Raw genomic sequence first — 19,719 nt, 5'->3', positions numbered from 1 at the left:
AAAACTTTCAACAGGAGACATTCATGAGTTCCGAAAGCTGGCTTCCGGCGTCCTCCCGTTTGCGGTCGCGCGACTTCCTCTTCGGCGTCGCCACGGCGTCGTTCCAGATCGAGGGCTCGACGGAGGTGGATGGTCGCCTGCCGTCGATCTGGGACACCTATTGCGATACGCCCGGCAAGGTGACCAACGGCGATACCGGCAAGGTTGCCTGCGATCACTACAATCGCTGGGCGGAAGACGTCGATCTGATCGAAAGTCTCGGCCTCGACGCTTACCGGCTCTCGCTCGCATGGCCACGGCTGATCACCCGCGATGGCAAGGCCAATCCGAAGGGCTTCGACTTCTACAAGCGGCTGCTTGATGCGCTTGGCGAGAAGGGCATCAAGCGCTTCGTTACGCTTTACCATTGGGACCTGCCGCAATGGATCGAGGATCGCGGCGGCTGGGTCAGCCGCGAGACGGCCTATCGTTATGCAGAATATGTCGATATTGCCACGCGCGAACTTGCCGGACGTGTCGAGGCCTGGGCGACCTTCAACGAACCTTGGTGCACGGCCTGGATCGGTTATGCCGCGGGCCGGCAGGCGCCGGGCCATACGGATCCGGTGCTCGCGATCGCGGCAGGCCATCATCTGATGCTCGGTCATGGCCTGGCCGTTCCGCTCATCCGCCGGAACGATCCGGGCGCCAAGGTCGGCATCGTGCTGAACCTCCAACCGGCGACGGCAGCGACCGACACCCGCGAGGACCGTCATGCCGCAAAGCTCGCCGAAGTCGGGCAGAACGACTGGTTCCTCGGGGCACTGCTTAAAGGTGAATATGATGCGCGATTCTTCGAGCTGCGCGGGGCGGTTCCCGCCATCGTGCCGGGCGACCTCGACACCATCCAGCAGCCCTTGGACTATCTCGGCGTCAACTACTACTTCCGCGCCTATGTCAGCGCCGCTGGCGCGCATGATTACAAGGATATGCCGCTCGATGGTGTCGAGCGGACGCAGATGGGATGGGAGGTCTATCCGGAAGGGCTTACCTATCAGCTCGTCACCATCAAACAGGACTATCCGAACCTGCCGCCCGTCTACATCACCGAGAACGGCATGGCGTCCGACGACGCGGTCATCGACGGCGAAGTCGAAGATGACAGCCGCATCCGCTTTTTCGAGCGGCACCTCGCTGCCGTCAGCGACGCAATCGATGCCGGTGTCGAGGTTTCGGGATATTTCGCCTGGTCGCTGATGGATAATTTCGAATGGAGCTACGGTTACGAGAAACGCTTCGGTATCTGCCATGTCGATTACGACACGCAGGTTCGCACCCCGAAGAAGAGCGCCTATTGGTTGCGCGATTTCGTGGCCCGACGAAGCTGAAACTTCAAAGGTGCCAATGGCCGTCATCGCAGGAGAGACGATGACGGCCATGGTTGACTAACGGACGATCGGCAGTCTGCCTATTTTCAACGGGAGGACTACGTGCATGAGGCAATTCTTAAAATACGCTCTTGGTTTGGCGGCTTTGGCGGGAGCGGCATTCCTGCCTGACGGGATTGTCCATGCGGCAGACAAGCCTTTAGAAGAAGATAATTTTCTTGGAATTGAAACCCTTCGCCTCTGGCCGGGTGTTGCACCGACATCGACGAGTGAAAGCGAAGACGAAACGCCTTCGCTGACTCTGTTCCGGCCTCATCCCGGAACAGAAACCGGAACAGCTGTGATTGTTGCACCCGGCGGTGGATACATCGGCGTTGCCGGTATTCTGGAAGGACGCGAGGTTGCGGACTGGTTCACGTCGCGCGGCGTTACGGCTTTCGTTTTGCGTTACCGCGTGGCGCCCAAGTTTCGTCTTCCGGTTCCTCTGATCGACGGGCAGCGCGCTGTTCGTTATGTCAGGGCGAATGCGGAGCGCTTCGGCATTTCACCGGATCGGATCGGCATGATCGGTTTCTCCGCCGGAGGGCATCTGGCGCTGACAACCGCTGTCGGAAGCGACAAGGGTAAGTCCGGCGCTGCCGACCCTATCGAGCGTGCAAGCGACACGCTCAACTTCCTTGTCCTCGGCTACCCTTGGCTGAACGGCATGGCCATCCGGCCCGATGGAACATCACAATATTGCTTCTTTCTCAAAGACTATATGAAGGAAAACTGCTCGCCCGCCGATTATGCGCAATACCAACCGCTCGCCGCCGTCACCGCGTCCGTGCCGCCAACCTTCATCTATCACACGACCACCGATGATCTGGTCCATGCGGATGGAAGTGTCGCACTCTACAGCGCGCTTCTGGAACACAAGGTGCCGGTCGAAATGCATATCTTCGCCAAGGGACATCACGGCACAGGCATGGGCGGAACGGATCAGGTACTTTCGCACTGGCCGGAGCTTCTGGAATTATGGCTGCGCGATCGCGGACTGCTGGAGTCAATACCTCCGACCCCTCAAACGACCGGCAAATAAGGATCTTGACGGCGCGGCATCGCGTAACCGGAAGACACGGGCATCAGTGCGATGCTCGTGTCCGGCAGGAACACGCGGATGTTCGACATTAATTCCCCAGCTTGATCCTCTCTGCCTGCGCCAGACTGCAATCGCGCAGCAATTCGAACGCGCCTAGTGCCGCAGTTCCGGTCACGAACGGATGCGGTTCTCCGGGAGACCGGTCTTTCAGCTTGGCGATAGCCTCGAGAGCGCCGTCCCGCGCGGGATGATTGGACAGGAACACATCGACGGATTGTTGCTCTGCGATATCGTGGAAGCGGCCGGCGGATACGGAATAATTGCGGATGCGCTGCTCGTCCGGTCCGAATCTCATGCCCGTACCGCCCCATAAACCGACGACGTGCCTGTCTATGCCGTCCATAACGGGAAAGATAAGCGAGACGGTACCGGGTGTATGGCCTGGAGTGACATACAACTGCACAACTGTATCGCCGAGCTTGATCGTATCTCCATCCTTGATCGAGACGTCACGCTTGGGCGGAAGACCCCAATCGGGGTTGGAGAATTCCAGTTCCGGCTTTTCGAGTTCCTTCCAGTCCTCTTCGCTCATCACCACCTTGGGCTTGTAGGTGTCCACCAGAAATTGCTGGCCGCCATAGTGGTCGCCGTGGGCATGGGTGATGATCAGATAGCGAATGTCGTTCGGATCTAGACCCAATTTTTTCAGGCCACCCTCGATATATTGCCTCGCCTCTTCGTCGTTGTCCAAAGCATCGATGAGGATGATCCCCTTGGACGTTGTGATCGCCCAGCTTGTCACGCCGCGCGTGCCCAGAAAATAGAGGTTGTCGAAGACCTTTTGCGGTTCCATGACCGTTGATGCTTCGCGCCACGCAGGCGGTTTTTGCTCGTTCCCGCCGGCTGATGCAGGTGCGCCACCTGGCAATGTCAAGGCTTGAGATAAATTGCAGATATCGGCAAGGCCTGGAAAACGGGCTCCGGCTTTCAGTCCCTGTTCTGCCAAGGTTTGGGGCGAAACCGCACTATCGGCGGCATAGGCCGGCTGGACAATGGCTAGGCAGATGAATGGGATGAGCAAGGTTTTCATAAGTGGTTCCTTCTGGTCTGATGCCGCACCGTCCGCCTTCTTCAGCTCATTTGTGAAGAGTGCGGTTACCTGAAGCGTTAAGATGATTAGGGCAGCACGAAAGATGATCTTTGAATGTCGACTTCAAATGTGGCCCGCAACCTGAATCCGATTGAAGCAGAAACGCAATTCTCCTTGTTTTACCAGCGGCCAATCAGTGCCGGAGCCCTATTATAAAGCCAAAACACGGACTTACGAGTTAGAATGTACGTGTGGAGGCATTTATCGAACCAATGGCATTTTGGAAGCGCCGCTACTCAGACCTGGAACGACTGTTTTCAACAGCTTGGTAAGTGGCGGAAGCAGGGAAAAGCGCAAGGCCTTTCAAGGCTCGAAATACAATAGGAGCGCTTGACAGAGCAATGCTCGCGGTCGGCTAAACATACCCAGTCGTATAAATGATCACGCAAGCTCGGGCGTCGTGCGGAATTTGATCGTTCAGCCATCGCATCCTTCGACAGTGACTGACGGAGCTATTGTTGCTCGCACGCCAGCGACAGTCACGCTCACAACCTGATAAAGTTCTTCACGCGTTGCCCCATCCCTCGCTTGAACCGAGAGTCCTTGGAGTATGGTCGTGAGATAGCGGGCAAGCGATACTGCGCGATCCTGGTCGATCCACCGCAGCAGACCCGTTGAAATTGTATCGCGCATGTCGCGCCGCCGCTCGACCAGCTCCGAGGCAAGCGCCGCATGGTCGCGAGCGCATTGAACCATGCCACTCGAAACCATGCAGCCGAGCTCTCCAGCCGGATCGGTGACGGCATCGACGGCGTTGCGCAGCATGCTATCTACAGCTTCCGGCAGAGACGCGGTCGCACTCGATCCGATCTCCACGCCTCGCGAACCGAAATAGCGATCGAGAGACTCCCGATACAACCCGGCTTTGCTGCCGAATGCCGCATATATACTCGGAGGGGCAATGCCGATCGCCGAGGTGAGATCGTTCAGCGACACACCTTCGTATCCATGCCGCCAGAAGAGCCGCATCGCCACATCGACCGCCTGATCCCGGTCGAATGTTCGGGGACCTCCACGCCGCTTTTTTACCACCTTATCCATAGTGATCACTAAAGACTGCTTGACACGGGAAGTCAAGACAGTATGCTTTAGCGATCACTACAGACAAGCAATGGGCGCGAATGGATCGCTTTCGTTGACGTTGGCAAAAAGTGAATTCCACTCCGGCAATCACGCCAGGATTTTTACCATCAGGAACCTCTCATGAACAAACAACCAGTCCTAGAAGTGTTGCTCGGGATATTTATTTCCTTTGTGATAGCCGTGTTAAGTTCGGCCGCCTCGGCTGCCGAAAAAAACTACACAGTGCAATCATCCGATGGCGTGATGATCGCCGTGCAGGAAACAGGCAGTCCGGATGGGCAGCCTGTGGTTTTCGTTCATGGTTTGCTCGGTAGCCACATCAACTGGGACAAGCAGACCGGCAGTCCGGAACTGCAGAAATACCGGATGATCACTTACGACATGCGCGGACACGGCCAATCGGGAAAGCCAGATGACATGGATGCCTATAAGGATGGGCGACGTTGGGCTGATGACCTTGCTGCGGTGCTGAAATCCTCCGCGGCCAAGAACCCCGTGCTTGTCGGATGGTCTCTCGGGGGGGTCGTTCTTTCGAACTATCTCGCTGCCTATGGCGACGCCGGTATTGGTGGGTTGGTGTATGTCGATGGCGTCATTGAGTTGACTGAGGCATTGATTACCTCGCATCCGCAAGTCTATGAGGGTTTGGCTTCTGATGATCTGCGGACGCACCTCGACACGGTGCGCACCTTCCTCGCCCTATGCTTCGAGACACAACCGGACACTGCAACGTTCGAACGTCTGCTGTCGAACGCAGCGATGGCGTCGTGGATTATGACGCGATCCACGCCCTTGATGTCGGTTTCGGCAACCGAGGGGCTACCCGAAGCAACGGTTCCGGTGCTGTTGCTTTACGGTGCGAAGGACAATCTTGTCAAAACCAAGCCTAGTATCGCTCGTGCCCAGGAACTGAACCCGGCCATAAAGACCAAAATCTATGCGGATTCAGGCCACGCGCCATTTCTTGAAGAGGCTGCCCGCTTCAATCGGGACCTTTCTGACTTCAGGGACTCTGTAACCAAAGCGAACTGATATTATTCGGTACCACCCGATCCTTTGACAGGAAGTGAGGATTCGAAGTGTCGCAAAACAATAGTTGACACCTGGAATTTTGCCAAATCCAAACGCCTCACCGAAACACTCGTGGACGTTAGTAGAGTGCCCACACTTTTTCAGTCCTTCAGCAGGGTTAGCTTCGCAAGCGGGCCAGCGAATTGCTGCATCGGTGCGCCTACTGAAAGCGGGCCGAGGTCAATCGGGAAGAAACCGAGTTCGTGGATCAAATCCGCAATCACACCGTTCGCTCCCGCATCGTCGCCTGAAAGAAAGAGCACACGTCTACCGGCGCCCGTTTTAGGATCAGCGGCAAGTATTGGTGCCTGAAGCGTATTGAATGCCTTCACAATCCGAGCACCTGGGACCAGTTCGGAGATAACTTCAGTCGAAAGTCTGCCATTGAGGTCACGAGGTGTGAAGTCGGGAAAATTGATGGCGTTCGTCGCGTCGACAACAATACGGCCGTTCCAGTCTCCCCTTTCACCGACCGCCGCTGGCACCGCATCGAAATGCATCGCGAGGATAACGATATCGGAGCCGAGGGCCTCTTCCGTTTCGACCGCCTTGATGGTCCCTCCAAAGCGGAGGGTAAAATCGACCAGCGATGCAGGGCCGCGGCTATTGGCAATTACCGCAGCAATGCCAGCTGCATGGAACCGCGTTGCCAGTGCAGATCCAATTTTGCCCGATCCAATGATAGCGATCCTGCTCATGCCATGGTCTCGCGTCTGGAGGGAAAATCGAAGTCACAATCGGGGCCGACGGGAACAAAACCGGTGGGCTTGAGCCCCGGATGGCTGCCGTAATATTGTCCTTGATATGATTGAAATTCACGGTCGGGCGAATGGTTGGTATCGGCAAGGCCGGGAAAACGTGCTCCGGCTTTCAGCCCCTGTTCTGCCAGAGTTTGGGGCGAAACGGCTTTTTCTGCGTCATGAGCCGGCTGGACGATGGCGAGGCATTTGAGCGGGACGAGCAAGGTTTTCATAAATCATTCCTTCTGGTCTGATGCCGTTTGTTGAGGACGATTTGTGCTAATTCTACCTTGAATTCCAGTCCATAGGCACAAAACAATCCTGAATGCACGGTGACGTTTCAATTCAAAGGGGCTGTGAAAGTCGGCCTCGATCACGTTCTTCGACCCTCAACCAGCAGGCTTATACGCCAAAAGAGGCCGGAGGAGTTTTTGATGGAAATAGTTCGCTTAATGTCGCGACTAGCTGCTTCACGCCGCTGTCTTCACAACGATAGTAAATGGTCTGTGCATCCCGTCGAGTGACAACCAATCCTGCGCTGCGCAACCTGGATAGATGTTGAGACAGAGCGGATTGGCTCAATCCGATTCTCTTGCTGAGCGAACCCACCGATATTTCTTCTCCAATCAGTATCGAAAGAATCGCCAAACGCTGAGCATTGGCCATTGCATCGAGGAGCTCCGAACTCAATCGAACAAATTGGTTCCGGCGAGAATGGCTCAAAGACATGGTATTCCAATCCGCCGAATGCCTTAGCAACAGACATCCACTGAGGGCTGACAGCATGAAGTGCATGAAGACGAGGCTCTTCGGGCCAAGGCACGTAAGGTTTATGTGAGCGCTTCGCGTCCTGACGGAAAATCGAAGTCACAATCGGGACCAACGGGGACGATACCGGTCGGGTTGAGCCCCGGATGGCTGCCATAATAATGGCCTTTGATATGATCGAAATCGACGGTTAGGCGGATGGACGGATGTCGGAACAGATCACGCGTGTAGGCCCAGAGCGCCGCATAATCGACCAGGGCCTTCAGATTGCATTTGAAGTGCCCGTGATAGACCGGATCGAAGCGCACGAGCGTTGTAAACAGGCGAATGTCGGCCTCCGTCAACATGCCCCCGACGAGATAGCGTTGCCGCGCGAGGCGCTGCTCCAACCAGTCGAGCGTCTCAAAAACCTCGCTTACAGCGGCTTCGTACGCAGCTTGCGTCGTGGCGAACCCCGATCGATAGACGCCGTTGTTGAGTGTGGCATAGACGCGCGCGTTGACGGCGTCGATCTCGTCGCGATGATCTGCGGGATAATAGTCGCCAGCCCGAGCACCGCAGCCATCAAAGGCGGTGTTGAACATGCGCAGGATCTCGGAGGATTCGTTCGAGACGATCCGGCCACTGACTTTATCCCACAGGACCGGTACGGTAACGCGTGTCGTGCATGCGGGATCGGACATCGTATAGATCTCGTGCAGGAATTCCGCGCCATTTACTGTGTCCGGAATGACGCCCGGACCGGAAGCGAAGGTCCAGCCGTCTTCGCCCATCAACCAGTGCACGACCGAAACGCCGATCAGATCCTCAAGGCCCTTGAGATTGCGCATGATCAGCGTCCGATGCGCCCAGGGACAGGCGAGTGATACATAGAGATGGTAGCGACCCGGCTGAGACTTGAAGACGCCATCGTCTTCGGTAACCCAATCGCGGAAAACGGAGGGTGGACGACGTAGTTCGCCGTCGGCGAGCACGGTTTCCATGCCGCTGCGTTGCCAGGTGCCGGCGATCAGCTCACCCATGATGAGGTGCCTTACCGAGCGCTTCCTTGACCGCAGGAGCGACGTCCGTGCCAAGAAGTTCGATCGAGCGTTGCATTGCCTTTGTCTCCAGCATGGCGGAACTCATCTGGAAGGTCAGGCGGGAGATGCCACCGAGCGCCTCGTTGGCAGCAAGGATCTTATCGCGCACGGTCTGCGGGCTGCCGATCAGAAAAGCGCCGTGTGGTCCGCGCATCGCATCGAACTGAGCGCGGGTAGCCCTGGACCAGCCCCGTTCGCGGCCGATCTCGGTGGCCATGTAGGCCCATCCTGGAAAGAAGGCATCCGCGGCGGCTGCGTCCGTTTCTCCGACGAAGCCCATCGCGTGAATGCCGACCTTCAGGCTCTCCGGCGCATGGCCTGCATGTCTGCCCGCCTCCCGATACAGGTCCACCAGCGGACGAAACCGGTCAAAGCTGCCGCCGATGATGGCAACCATCAATGGGAGGCCGAGCGACCCCGCGCGCGCAAAGGATTGTGGTGTGCCGCCGACGCCGAGCCAGACAGGCATCTTCGCCTGATGCGGACGCGGATAGACCCCTTGACCGGTGAGGGCGGGCCGGAAGCGACCCTGCCACTTCACATGTGTCTCGTCACGTAATTTCAGGAGCAGGTCGAGTTTCTCGACAAAAAGAGCGTCATAGTCTTCCATCGCAAAGCCGTACAACGGATAGGCTTCGCCGAAGGAACCGCGTCCAACAACGATCTCGACACGTCCTTTCGAAATCAGGTCGATCGTCGCAAAATCCTGAAAGACACGCACCGGGTCTGCTGCGCTGAGCACAGTGACCGCACTGGTGAGCCGAATTTGTTTGGTGCGAGCCGCGGCTGCCGACAGAATGATGGCCGGCGCGGAATCGAGGAATTCCTTGCGGTGATGCTCGCCGATCCCGAAGACATCGAGGCCGGCGCGATCCGCAGTTTCCACCTCTGCCAACAATGCTTCCATCCGATCTGCAGGCGGTACCGTATGACCGGTAGCGGGGTTGGGAATGGTCGCCGCAAAACTGTCGATGCCGATTTCCATGTTCATTCCAGTGTGGTTTGTTGAGAGATAAGGTGGTTCCGTCATTGGGGCGATGACGGAACCGTCTCGACTTATGCCGTGCGCAGACGGCGAGCGTCGATGCTAAGGGAGCCAGCTCCGAAAGCCGCAACCTGAAAGAGTCCACCGATAATCGCGATGTTTTTCAGAAAGTGGATCATCTGGTTCTGATCGGAGAAGTTGTTGTGGAAGAATATTGCTGTGGCGAATGTAAAGGCTGCGATCACAAGGCTCACGGTCCTTGTTTGGTAACCCACGACCAGCAGGATACCGCCACCGATTTCAACGACGATTGCAAGCAGATAGGACAGCATCGGCAAGGGCAGGCCGACCGAAGCGATGAAGCCCTGAGTTGCTTCTGGCGCTGCGATCTTGCCGAAGCCACTGAGGATGAACATAATGGCGAGCAGCAGACGGCCTACGGCTGCAAAATAGTTGGCTTGGGGCATGTGGGGATCCTGATCTCTGATCATCTGTGAAAATAGTATTAGGCGGCGAGTGCTTCGATCTGCGCCTTGGCGCCAGCGACGGCTGCCTCTTTGGCGGCTTCGCCAAGTGCCAGTCCTTCCGCACGGATGACCGTGACGTCGGTGATGCCGATAAAGGCGAGCACGGCCAGCAGATATGTTTCCTGATGATCAAGACCCGCTGCCGGGCTATCACCCGTATAAACACCGCCACGCGCTGAGGCGACGAAGGCCTTTTTGCCTTTCACGAGTCCTTCGGCTCCATTGGCGCCGTACTGGAACGTCCGGCCGGCGACACAGACCCGATCGACCCAGCCCTTTAGCTGGGTGGGGATCGTTAGATTGTACATCGGCGCGCCGATGACGATGATGTCGGCGGCAAACAGATCGTCGATATAGGCGCCGCCGGTGGCCAGATCCTGGCCAAGCGCAGAGTTGCCCACTTCGCCGCCTTGGAAAACTGCCATGTGGGCGTCTGAAAGATGCATGGCCGCATCGACGACGAGATCGCGCCTGATGACACGGGCGCCAGGATGCAGCGCATGCTGCTTTGCGACGATTTCGGTCGTCAATGTGCGGCTTACCGAGTAACCGCCGAGGATGCTGGAATCGATATGGAGGATTGTCGTCATGGAACAGGCTCCGTTTGCTTTGCCATGTGGCGTTACTGCGCTGGTCAGATTGATGCCGCAGACTTTTATGATGGCGGCATAGATGGCATGGCGGGCGAGGGGTCGGAAGCCGGTATTTTCTGATGTTTACCATCGGCGTAACCGATGGGATTTCGATGCCCCTGTTCCGCACACGCGCTGCTGAGCAACAAAGCTGTAATTCCGGCGCCGTACATCGGTCACTGCATCTGCCAAGGAGATGCGGTGGCCCTTCGCAAGTTACAATTTAACCGGAAAGCTGGTGGGCAGTGTTTATCGCGATCATCGTGAAGCTGCATGGCGCATACGGATCGAAATTGATGTCGCATGAGGGAAGGGCGCGTCGTTTCGCCGAAAGCGGTCCTTCACTCAACGCCGGAATAGCAGCCCCGAGTCGTCATACCGTTCGTGTCACAGCTTCAATTCATGACTGGTTAACGCGCACGCTGAACGGACGTTACGACAAGGCGCAAATCACACGAACATACCACCTGAAGCCTCGATACGTTGCGCGTTAATCCATCCGGTCCCGTCGGAGAGCAATGAGGCGATCACTGGTCCGATATCGTCAGGCAGGCCTACGCGACCGAGAGCGGTCTGTCCGGCAATCATCTTGTTCAGCCCGACATTGTCGCGAACGACGCCACCTCCGAAATCTGACTCAATGGCCCCGGGGGCAACGGTATTGACGGCAAGCCCGCGGGGGCCGAGTTCCTTGGCGAGGTACCGGGTAAAAACCTCGATCCCGCCTTTCATCATCGCGTAGGCTGCGTATCCGGGAAGAGAGAAGCGTGTCAGCCCGCTCGAAAAGTTCACGATACGACCGCCATCCGCGATCACGGGCAGCAGCGACTGCGTCAGGAAGAACACACCTTTGAGATGCACCGCCATCAGTTCGTCGAACATGGCTTCGCTGCTCTCGGCGATCGGAGAGGCCAGACCAATGCCGGCATTGTTGACGAGGAAATCGAACCTGTCTCGCGACCAGGTCGTCTTTACGATCTCGCTCAACGTGGTGATAAACTCTGGAAAGGTGGCAACATCGGCGGTATCCAGCCGTATGACCGACGCTTTTCTGCCCAGACGTTCGATTTCGCGCGCGACATCCTGCGCATCGATCTCCCGCGTGCGGTAAGTGATAACCACATCAACGCCGGCTTTGGCGAGCGCGAGTGCGGTATTGCGGCCGAGGCCCCGGCTTCCGCCGGTGACCAGAGCCAGTTTGCTTGTATTGGAAGCCATGTTCTTCTCCTTCGTTCGTCGCCGGCACTATCTAGACCATTTTAGCCGCAATGCTTTCGGCCAGCATCATGGTGGGAAAAGCGGTTGCGACCGAAGGCACATCCGGCCAGATCGATGCATCTATCACGCGCAGGCCGCTTACGCCCCGAACACGCCCTTGCACATCGACGACCGCATCCGGTTGCCGGACCCCGCCCATCGGCACCGTGGACGTCGGATGCTGATAGGTGACCACGGCCGACGGTAGCGCAGCATCGACGGACGCTCGGTCGCTGGTCGTGGCGCCAGGCATTATTTCCGCGCCGATCATGTCGGCAAACGGCTTATGGCGCGCGATCTCGCGGATCATTTCGACGCCATCGACCAACCGTTCCCTGTCCCCGGCATCCTTCAGGAAGCCGAGATCGATAACCGGCGCCGTGTGGGGATCGCGGCTCGCGATCATCAGCGACCCCACCGAGCGGGGGCGAACGAGAGCGGCAAAGAGCAGAAACATCGCGCCTGTGGGAGACTGACCGCCGTCTGGAAGCGTGGCGGTGCTGATGTTGAGATCGGCCTCGTCGCCAGCCGCATGCCGCGACCGTCCCCAGAGCATCGCGCCGATGGGCGGATAAGCCAGTCCAACAGCTTCCTTGCGGATCGACCAGACCGTCGGGAAAAGCGGATGATCCTGCAGCCGACGACCGACGGGAAGATCGGCGACCAGTGGAATATCGAGGCCGCGCAATGTCTCGGATGGTCCGATCCCCGAGCGCATCAGGATCGCCGGGCTGGCATAGGTGCCACCGGACAGTATGATCTCGCCGGCCGCGATTTCCTCTCCACCTGCCAGCCGGACCTTCGTAGCCCGGCCTGCCTCCACGATGACGCGGTCGACCAGCGCTTCGTCGCGGATCGTCAGGTTGGGACGCGCCCGAACCTCGTCGCCGAGCAGCGTCAAGCCGGTATTGAGCCGGATGCCCATGCGTGTGTTCATGACATAGGGGCCGACCCCTAGCGGATGCTCGGTATTGAATCCTGCTGTCCGGGCATGCCCAGCGGCCAGGGAGGAAGCAATGAAGGCGCGATGCTGATCCGAAACTTCCTCGTCGCCAAGCTGGTGGATCGGAAAGGGTCCGTCCTTGCCCACGCCGCCTGTACCGGATGTGCGTTCCAGGGACTTGTAAAAGGGCTGTGCGGCCTTCCAACTCAGTTCTGCAAGATCATGTTTTTTAGCCCACCGCTCATGGTCGGACTTGGGCAAACGCATGGCGACGGCGCCATTGATGGCCGAGGTGCCGCCGAGCACCTTTCCGCGATTGAGCGGCAGTTTCCGGCCGAGCACGCCTGGCTCGCTCTGAAAGCCCCAGTCGTGCTGCGCATCGCCGCCGACCAGATCCTGACGCCGTACCGCGTCGGGATAGGCATTGGTTGCGTATGCCTTGCCCGCTTCGATCAACAGTACACGGCGCGTGGCATCCGCGCTCAGTCGATTGGCAAGAACCGCTCCCGCAGAGCCGCCGCCAACGATGATGACGTCGAAGGGGGTGCCGCCCTGCGTTTGCGCGGTTGCCGCGCCGGAGGCTGTCAAAACGGTAGCGATGGCTGCTGCGTCAGCGATAAATTCGCGGCGATTGGGTCCCTGGGGACCAGGTTTGGCGGCGTCGGTCATATCTCTTTATCCTCGTGCGTAATAGTAGACCGTCTTGCTGCTTGTCGCAGCGCGGTCTGCATGCAGGGTTTTGTGTAATCTGCTGCGATTGGCATCCGCATTGAAGCGCGTCTCGTCAACAGCGATGGCAGAGGCGATCCAACGATCGGATCATGGAAAACCGGATCATGGAACTACGGTGTTTACGTCGCTTGCACGGTTGATCCTCCATCCTCCCTTGCATGAAAACGATGTGTCAATGCCACGCTTGCGCAAACAGGAGTAGCCTGTATTATGCGATGCAATACATCGGTTGAACCGATAAGAGGAAAACATGCTCGATGGTGTCTCTCTCGATCAATTGCGCACCTTTGTCGCTGCGGCGGACGAAGGAAGTTTCTCTGCCGCAGCCCGGCGCCTGAAACGGACCCAGTCCGCGGTCAGCGAAACCATAGCCAACCTCGAAGCCCAGCTTGCTGTGACGCTGTTCGATCGCTCAGCTCGCTATCCGCGGCTGACGACGCAGGGGGGTGTGCTCCTTGCCGATGCACGGTCGGTTGTCGGCGCTGTCGATAGTATGAAGGCCCGCGCAAAGGGGATTTCTGGTGGCTTGGAGTCTGAGCTTGCCGCTGTAATCGACGTGTTCTTTCCAATTGCCACGATTGCCGATGTGGCGCATCAGTTTCGGGCAGAATTCCCGGCCACCCCGTTGCGGGTCTACGTCGAAGCGTTGGGGGCGGCGGTGCAACCGGTCATCGACGGTCGCGCGAGTTTCGGCCTGGTTGGGTCGTTGCCGACATTGCCTACCGGGCTCGTGGCCGAGCGTCTGACAAGTGTTGAATTTGTCATGGTCGCGGCTTCAACACACCCGCTTGCCCAACATAGTGGCCTCATTCCACGTGAAGAGCTGGCACGTCACGTTCAGTTGGTGCTGACCGATCGATCTGATCTTTCAACCGGGCGGGAGTTCGGCGTTATGTCTCCTTCAACTTGGCGGCTCGCCGACCTTTTTGCCAAACATGCCTTTCTTGTCAGCGGCCTGGGTTGGGGGGGGATGCCTCTCCATACGGTTGCGAAGGATATTGCCGAGGGCCGGCTAATCGAACTGTCCATCGAGGACATACCGCCAGGCGGGCTGAAACTGCCGATGTCGGCAATTTATAGAGTGGACGATCCTCCTGGTCCCGCAGGGCGTTGGATGATTGATCGTCTCAAAGATTGCTCAGGCTAAACTCTCCAAAAATAGATTATTGACAGCCCGCAGAGTGTGTAATAGCGGTGACGACACATAAACGGATACTGCCATGCCAACAAGCACTCGTTTCGCCGTCGCCGTGCATATTCTGACCGCTCTTGCAGTAACCGATGGCAAGCCGTTGCGGTCGGAAGATATCGCCTATTCGGCGAACACGGGTGCGGTCGTCATTCGCGGGCTTTTGTCTCGATTGAGCGATGCAGGACTGACACGTTCCCAGCTGGGAGCTGGGGGAGGCGCTCTTCTGGCGAAACCCGCAGCAAAGATCAGGCTGCTGGATGTCTATGACGCAGTGGAAGACACGGAGTTGTTTTCTATGCATCGGACCCCACCCTGCGAGAGTTGCGCAGTCGGAGGCAATATTCTTGAAGCACTGCAGCCGGCCCTGACGAGGGCTCGCACAGCGCTTGAAATCGAATTGGCGAAGACCACCGTGGCGGACATCGCAACGGATGTTGCGCGCCTCGGAAAATTCTCCCTCCCGCTGGTCTGGTGATTGACTGCGAATAAATGTCATAGTGACATAAACACAGTGTCAATTTCGGGTACTTGGATCCACAGATCGACACCGAGACTGCCCGGCATTCGGGGCGCTGGCGGTTCTCACTCTTCTAGCCCCATATGTATATGTTAACAGGAGTGAATTATGAGCATTGGTATTATTGGTTCGGGCGCCCTTGGCTCCAAACTCGCACGCATCTTTGCCAAAAACGGCATTGCAGCTACGATCTCCAACAGCCGGGGGCCGGCTTCTCTGGCGTCGCTCGTTGAAGAGCTTGGTCCGTCCATCACCGCCGGCACCGTAGAAGAGGCCGCAAGCGCTGATCTAGTCTTTGCCGCTGTGCGTTGGGTCGATGTCGGAAAGGTTATGGGCATTTTGCCCGCCTGGAATGGCCGCATTGTCGTCGATGGCACCAACCCGGTCGAGTTCATTGATCCCAATTCGCCGGACGCCAAAGACCCGACCAATCCGCTGGCCGCGTATGGCATCAAGGCCGTGGATCTCGGTGAAAAGTATTCGAGCGAAGTCTTCAGGCAGTATGTGCCGGGCGCACGCCTTGTGAAGGCGTTCAATCATCTCGACGTCAACGTTCTGCCGGAGCCCGAGGTTTCCGGTGGAAAGCGCGTGCTCTTCTATTCTGGTGATGATGCTGCGGCGAAGGCCGAGGTTCGCAAGATTATCGAAGCCACAGGGTTCTTTCCGGTTGATCTTGGTGCTCTGGATGTCGGCGGTGTGCTTGCATCCTTGCCTTTCGGTCCGCTTTCCGCCCATAGCTTCATCAAGATCTGACAGACTGCGGTTTAACCTGGAGGAAGTCGCGCAAGTGGCTTCCTCTTCCGCTACGTAGTGATTATATCGGAGTGCCGAAGGCGCTCGACGCTCAGAAGTATTACGCCGCTTCACATCTGCGAGATTGCGTGGGTGCCGGACTCGTTTCCAAGTATCCATGTCCGCAGCTCCAGCTCAGGGAGCGCCCTTGCCGGTGGTGGTGCGGGGCGCAAGTATGACCCGCTGCAGCTTTCGGGTGCGAAATCCATCGATGATGAAATTGACGAAGGCGCGTGTCTTGGCGGGAAGACGCTTCTGGCCTGTGAGATACACCAACATCGACGTGCCAGTCCGGCAACAACCGTTCCAATACGACGACTTCCAGATGCAGGGCGGCAAGCGGAAGTGCGATCAGACCGACACCGATGCCTCTTAAGGTCGCCGAACGCAGTGCGTCGGGATCGTTGGCCATCATTACGGACTTCTCGATGGCCGTCATCTCTCAGCGCTACACGAAAACCGACGCCGAGATCATGCAATCCTTCTCGATGGAAACAGGCCTACGAGATGTACCGCTCCTTTGACCGATTCGAGACCGAAGCGGTAAGCAGGTGCCCGTTTAGGTTTCGGCGCAAGCTAAACGTATGCGACATGCTGGCGCCAGACGCATTGCATGTGCGGGCCGCAGAGCGCTGGTGCCGTGGCCTGCCTCGGCAAGGCCGCTCGGTTCGCCTAGAAACTTGCTGCGTTCGACTGTCCGTTCGCACACCCAAAGTCGTGCATTAGCCGTGTGGCACTCCGTATGAAGGCCAATTCTGGTCATCGCTGGCTACGCGTGGCAGTGATCGCGCGGGTCATACAGTAGGTGCTGCGGTCGATCGCCCAAGGGTGATCCAAGCCCGGAATTGCCCGACGTTTGCGCGAAGTGGCAAACGCCCAGCAATTTCGTGGCCGTCCCGTTAATCAAAACGACGTATGCTTACATTTCCGAAGCCATAGTGGCTCCCCGGCAGGAGTGCGCTTGATGCTGAAGTTTCTATCAAAGCTGTTTTCTCGTCGCACCAGTTCTCGGCGCCCTGACGCGGCTGTGGACTTCCAGACCCTCGCCGAAGGGAACAACGACGTCATCTTCCGGTGTGGAAAGGACGGCATCGTAAACTATGTGTCGCCGTCGATAAGGCTGTTCGGTTGGGTGCCGGAAGAGGTGCTTGGCCAGGGGCCGGCGATGTTTATTCTGCCCGAAGACTTACCGGCCGTTCTCGCGGTTTTGGAGAAACATAAAGCAGGCGTAGAAAGTACTCGCATTTCCTTTCGCCTGAGACGCAAAGACGGAACGCCTGTTTGGCTCGAAGCAAGTGCCCGCACCGTGGCCGATGCTGTCTGCGGCTCAGGCGATGTGGTGGTCGTTCTGCGTGACGTTGAAGAGCGCAAGCAGCTTGAGGAACGGCTATGCAGGCTCGCGATGACCGATGGTCTGACAGGGCTGGCAAATCGTCGCGCGTTTGACGAGGCACTGGAAAGCGAGTGGCTGCGCGTCCGGCGTACCAAGGGCCGGCTCTCCCTGCTGCTGATCGATCTCGACCACTTCAAGGGGTTCAACGATCACTATGGCCATCAGGTGGGGGACGACTGCCTGCGCGCGGTTGCCTCGGCCATCCAGGAGGCCCTCCAGCGACCGGCTGATCTCGCTGCGCGTTACGGCGGTGAGGAGATCGCGGTGATCCTTCCCAACACCGACCTGGCCGGCGCGGTCGCGGTCGCGGTATCGGTTCGTTCTGCCGTTGAAGCGCTTTGCATTCCGCATGTCGTGACCGGCGCCGGGGCTGAAAAGGTCACCATCAGCGTCGGCGTCGCAACCGCGCTGTCAGCAGTTGGCGCTTCGATTCAGATGCCGGCAGGTTTGCTCCGGGCCGCAGACACAGCGCTTTACAAAGCCAAGAACAACGGACGTAACCGCGTAGAGACCGCGCTCGTGCTCAGCGGTGACATTTCAACTTCTAGCTCAGAAGCATCGACAGGGTAGGATGTTTCAGGGCAAGGAGATCGGCTTCCTTTATCAACGCAGGCCTGAGCGCCTTGCGGTTCAACGAGCGTGGCTCTTCAGTAATGGCGACAAGAGTAAAGAAAAACAACACAGTCATCAGGCGGCTTGCAGCGTAGTAAATATCAAAAACGCTGAACCCAAGGTGGACCGCCCCCGCAAATTCCGCCGAAAGCTAGTCTCATGGCGTTCGCCCATTGGGCTTTGGCGAGCGCAGTTTGAATATCGACGTTCGAGGCCATGACGTTGAGGTTCTCAGCGAACCGTGCGTCGAGCGCAAAGCGCGTCCGAAACCAATAAACGCGAACGAAAGAGTAAAAACTTAAAAATCCATGGACGACAGAAAGATAACCAGCGAGATCATGGTAGTTTTTGGACGGTCTGCCTGAGTTTTGCGACAAATTGGGCGGCTTACGTGGTTTACTGAAAACCACAATGGCGGAGCAGACGCCGGCAAACTGCAAAGCCGCCCCGATCGCCTCGGCGGGAAGCGCCGCCTTCCATTCCTTGTTGTCACCGAACAAGCCGAATTTGCCGCGCAACTCCCAGAACCGTTCGGGCTGCTCGACCATGGTCTTCGCCATCACTTTGTCGTTGCCTTCCTTCTCGATAATCGCGATGTGCAATCGGCCCTCCACCTGGCCGGATAGCGGAAGACGTGCCGCGCCACCGACTCCACGGCTTCAAATCCATGATTAATGGCCGACATGGCCTTTTCGCGAGCCACGCCCTCGATGCCCCGGCCGTGGCGCGTGACCGCCGGCACAAGCGGTTCGGGATTCCTAACCTGAAATTGGTGCTGACGATCGCCGCTAAATTCTCTGCCGGGATCCTCGCGACGGCGCTCAGGCCCCGCCTGCAGTCGAAGTCGCTCATCATGAACGCCTGTGTTGACCACAAGCCAGTCCTCATGCTCCCGTGCCAGATGGGTCGCAGGGGAGCGCTGCTCCTGACGCTGCAGTGCAGCGTGATCAACCTCAATCTGCTGCGCGCCGTCGCGATGCCGGTTCATGGCGACATAGGTAAGATGCTGATCCATGGTGGTGGAGGCTGACACGAAAGCGCGACCGACCGTTGACCCCTGATTTTGTGGATGGTGGCGCATAGTCGCGACCGATGGGGTTTGAGTAGCAACGGAACAGAAACATAGGGTAATCGCGGGCGCCGGGTCTCGCAAGTCCGGCGCCGGATGCTTGAATTTTCAGTAGTTCAGGATGCCCAGCAACTTTTTCCCATTGAGGCTGCTCCAGTCGATGGCCAGCTCGGCGATGATCTGATCGACGGTGGTGATAATTGCACCTGCCTGCTCCATGCGCCGAAGAGCGATGGTGTCACCGTAAAGTGTGTGCGAGGCCGATGTGTCCGCCGAGACCTGAACCTCGTACCCTTCCTCCAGTAGCTGAAGGACAGGGTAGAGAATGCAGACTTCCGTTGCGATGCCCGAGACGAACAGCTTCTTGCGCCCCGTCGCCCTGACAGCGGCGGCGAAGTTGTCATCGTGCATGGCGTTGACGATGCCTCGACGCTTGATGCGCGCCGCAAACTGGGTCGGCAGGATTTCTTCCAGCACAGGGAGCAAAGGACCCTGGAACTGATCCTCCTGACTGGACGTCAGTACACTCGGAAGATCCACGGCCGCCGCGATTTTCGCAAGCTTTGTGGTGTTCGAGATCAGAAGATTGATGTCGTGCGAATGGGTAAAGCCGATGGTGCCGACCTGATGGTCGATCAGCAGCAAAGCGGAGTTTCCGGGGTTGAAGGCGGTCGAATGCATTGCAATGTTCTCCGTTGGTGAAGCGATGTTTCGAAATATCGCGAG

The 19,719-nt window shown here is 57.8% G+C and carries 22 protein-coding genes; 8 read left to right on the top strand and 14 right to left on the bottom strand.

The genetic code is table 11. The features are described 5' to 3' along the window. Positions 1-23 precede the first annotated feature (23 nt). The gene (locus tag EPK99_RS22515; protein ID WP_128445351.1) at positions 24-1,367 is read left to right on the top strand and encodes a GH1 family beta-glucosidase; all 1,344 of its coding nucleotides are present in this window, start codon (positions 24-26) and stop codon (positions 1,365-1,367) included. Positions 1,368-1,473: 106 nt separating this feature from the next. After that, positions 1,474-2,448, top strand: a complete 975-nt coding sequence (locus EPK99_RS22510; protein WP_128445350.1) for an alpha/beta hydrolase — start codon at positions 1,474-1,476, stop codon at positions 2,446-2,448. Between the two features lie 88 nt (positions 2,449-2,536). On the opposite strand, the gene EPK99_RS22505 is transcribed toward EPK99_RS22510, so the two are convergent. Together EPK99_RS22505 and EPK99_RS22500 are read right to left on the bottom strand one after the other, a co-directional pair. Continuing rightward, positions 2,537-3,538 (bottom strand): MBL fold metallo-hydrolase, encoded by a 1,002-nt coding sequence (locus EPK99_RS22505; RefSeq protein ID WP_128445349.1) that lies wholly within the window; start codon positions 3,536-3,538, stop codon positions 2,537-2,539. A 477-nt stretch (positions 3,539-4,015) separates the two neighbouring features. After that, positions 4,016-4,639, bottom strand: coding sequence for a TetR/AcrR family transcriptional regulator (locus tag EPK99_RS22500; protein ID WP_128445348.1), 624 nt, complete (start codon positions 4,637-4,639; stop codon positions 4,016-4,018). A gap of 162 nt (positions 4,640-4,801) precedes the next feature. On the opposite strand from EPK99_RS22500, the gene EPK99_RS22495 reads away from it, so the two are divergent. Next, positions 4,802-5,713 carry an alpha/beta fold hydrolase gene (locus tag EPK99_RS22495; protein ID WP_128445347.1) on the top strand — a complete coding sequence of 304 codons (912 nt, stop codon included), beginning with the start codon at positions 4,802-4,804 and terminating at the stop codon, positions 5,711-5,713. 140 nt (positions 5,714-5,853) lie between these two features. Here EPK99_RS22495 and EPK99_RS22490 read toward each other — a convergent pair whose 3' ends face one another. The 9 genes from EPK99_RS22490 to EPK99_RS22450 all read right to left on the bottom strand — a co-directional run bounded on the left by EPK99_RS22490 (position 5,854) and on the right by EPK99_RS22450 (position 13,355). Further along, a complete protein-coding gene (locus EPK99_RS22490) occupies positions 5,854-6,450 on the bottom strand; it encodes an NADPH-dependent F420 reductase (RefSeq protein ID WP_128445346.1) in 597 nt (198 codons plus the stop codon). Continuing rightward, on the bottom strand, positions 6,447-6,725 hold the full coding sequence (locus tag EPK99_RS25795) for a hypothetical protein (protein WP_245582536.1): 279 nt from the start codon (positions 6,723-6,725) through the stop codon (positions 6,447-6,449). The genes EPK99_RS22490 and EPK99_RS25795 overlap by 4 nt, the downstream gene beginning before the upstream one ends. Before the next feature lie 169 nt (positions 6,726-6,894). Continuing rightward, positions 6,895-7,221: an ArsR/SmtB family transcription factor gene (locus tag EPK99_RS22480; RefSeq protein ID WP_128445557.1), complete on the bottom strand. Its 327-nt coding sequence runs from the start codon at positions 7,219-7,221 to the stop codon at positions 6,895-6,897. 101 nt (positions 7,222-7,322) lie between these two features. Continuing rightward, positions 7,323-8,282, bottom strand: a complete 960-nt coding sequence (locus EPK99_RS22475) for a glutathione S-transferase family protein (RefSeq protein WP_128445345.1) — start codon at positions 8,280-8,282, stop codon at positions 7,323-7,325. Continuing rightward, complete coding sequence (locus EPK99_RS22470; protein WP_128445344.1) at positions 8,275-9,327, bottom strand: Atu2307/SP_0267 family LLM class monooxygenase; 1,053 nt, start codon at positions 9,325-9,327, stop codon at positions 8,275-8,277. Before EPK99_RS22470 ends, EPK99_RS22475 begins: the two co-directional genes overlap by 8 nt. Before the next feature lie 71 nt (positions 9,328-9,398). Beyond that, entirely contained in the window at positions 9,399-9,794 is a 396-nt protein-coding gene (locus EPK99_RS22465; RefSeq protein ID WP_245582535.1) for a DoxX family protein, read from the bottom strand. A gap of 38 nt (positions 9,795-9,832) precedes the next feature. After that, complete coding sequence (locus EPK99_RS22460; protein ID WP_128445342.1) at positions 9,833-10,444, bottom strand: FMN-dependent NADH-azoreductase; 612 nt, start codon at positions 10,442-10,444, stop codon at positions 9,833-9,835. A 492-nt stretch (positions 10,445-10,936) separates the two neighbouring features. After that, entirely contained in the window at positions 10,937-11,704 is a 768-nt protein-coding gene (locus EPK99_RS22455; protein WP_128445341.1) for an SDR family NAD(P)-dependent oxidoreductase, read from the bottom strand. Positions 11,705-11,735: 31 nt separating this feature from the next. Next, positions 11,736-13,355, bottom strand: a complete 1,620-nt coding sequence (locus tag EPK99_RS22450; RefSeq protein ID WP_128445340.1) for a GMC family oxidoreductase — start codon at positions 13,353-13,355, stop codon at positions 11,736-11,738. A 313-nt stretch (positions 13,356-13,668) separates the two neighbouring features. Here EPK99_RS22450 and EPK99_RS22445 point away from each other — a divergent pair, with 313 nt between their 5' ends. The 3 genes from EPK99_RS22445 (at position 13,669) to EPK99_RS22435 (ending at position 15,880) form a co-directional block, all read left to right on the top strand. Beyond that, complete coding sequence (locus EPK99_RS22445) at positions 13,669-14,565, top strand: LysR family transcriptional regulator (RefSeq protein WP_128445339.1); 897 nt, start codon at positions 13,669-13,671, stop codon at positions 14,563-14,565. 73 nt (positions 14,566-14,638) lie between these two features. Further along, the gene (locus EPK99_RS22440) at positions 14,639-15,085 is read left to right on the top strand and encodes an Rrf2 family transcriptional regulator (RefSeq protein WP_128445338.1); all 447 of its coding nucleotides are present in this window, start codon (positions 14,639-14,641) and stop codon (positions 15,083-15,085) included. A 150-nt stretch (positions 15,086-15,235) separates the two neighbouring features. Then, positions 15,236-15,880, top strand: a complete 645-nt coding sequence (locus EPK99_RS22435) for an NADPH-dependent F420 reductase (protein WP_128445337.1) — start codon at positions 15,236-15,238, stop codon at positions 15,878-15,880. A gap of 174 nt (positions 15,881-16,054) precedes the next feature. On the opposite strand, the gene EPK99_RS25790 is transcribed toward EPK99_RS22435, so the two are convergent. After that, positions 16,055-16,198 (bottom strand): hypothetical protein, encoded by a 144-nt coding sequence (locus EPK99_RS25790; protein ID WP_245582534.1) that lies wholly within the window; start codon positions 16,196-16,198, stop codon positions 16,055-16,057. A gap of 685 nt (positions 16,199-16,883) precedes the next feature. Between EPK99_RS25790 and EPK99_RS22425 the strand changes: the two genes are divergently transcribed. After that, positions 16,884-17,882 (top strand): sensor domain-containing diguanylate cyclase, encoded by a 999-nt coding sequence (locus EPK99_RS22425; protein ID WP_128445336.1) that lies wholly within the window; start codon positions 16,884-16,886, stop codon positions 17,880-17,882. A 143-nt stretch (positions 17,883-18,025) separates the two neighbouring features. Here the strand turns inward: EPK99_RS22425 and EPK99_RS25510 are convergent, their stop codons facing one another. Then, positions 18,026-18,526, bottom strand: coding sequence for a hypothetical protein (locus EPK99_RS25510; protein WP_205909124.1), 501 nt, complete (start codon positions 18,524-18,526; stop codon positions 18,026-18,028). Between the two features lie 32 nt (positions 18,527-18,558). Between EPK99_RS25510 and EPK99_RS25395 the strand changes: the two genes are divergently transcribed. Next, a complete protein-coding gene (locus tag EPK99_RS25395; RefSeq protein ID WP_164901850.1) occupies positions 18,559-18,954 on the top strand; it encodes a hypothetical protein in 396 nt (131 codons plus the stop codon). Positions 18,955-19,101: 147 nt separating this feature from the next. Here the strand turns inward: EPK99_RS25395 and EPK99_RS22410 are convergent, their stop codons facing one another. Continuing rightward, a complete protein-coding gene (locus EPK99_RS22410) occupies positions 19,102-19,674 on the bottom strand; it encodes an isochorismatase family protein (protein WP_128445334.1) in 573 nt (190 codons plus the stop codon). Positions 19,675-19,719: the final 45 nt, after the last annotated feature.

This window comes from Neorhizobium lilium (genome assembly GCF_004053875.1).
Classification (GTDB): domain Bacteria; phylum Pseudomonadota; class Alphaproteobacteria; order Rhizobiales; family Rhizobiaceae; genus Neorhizobium; species Neorhizobium lilii.
This window is presented reverse-complemented; position numbering and strand designations above follow the sequence as displayed.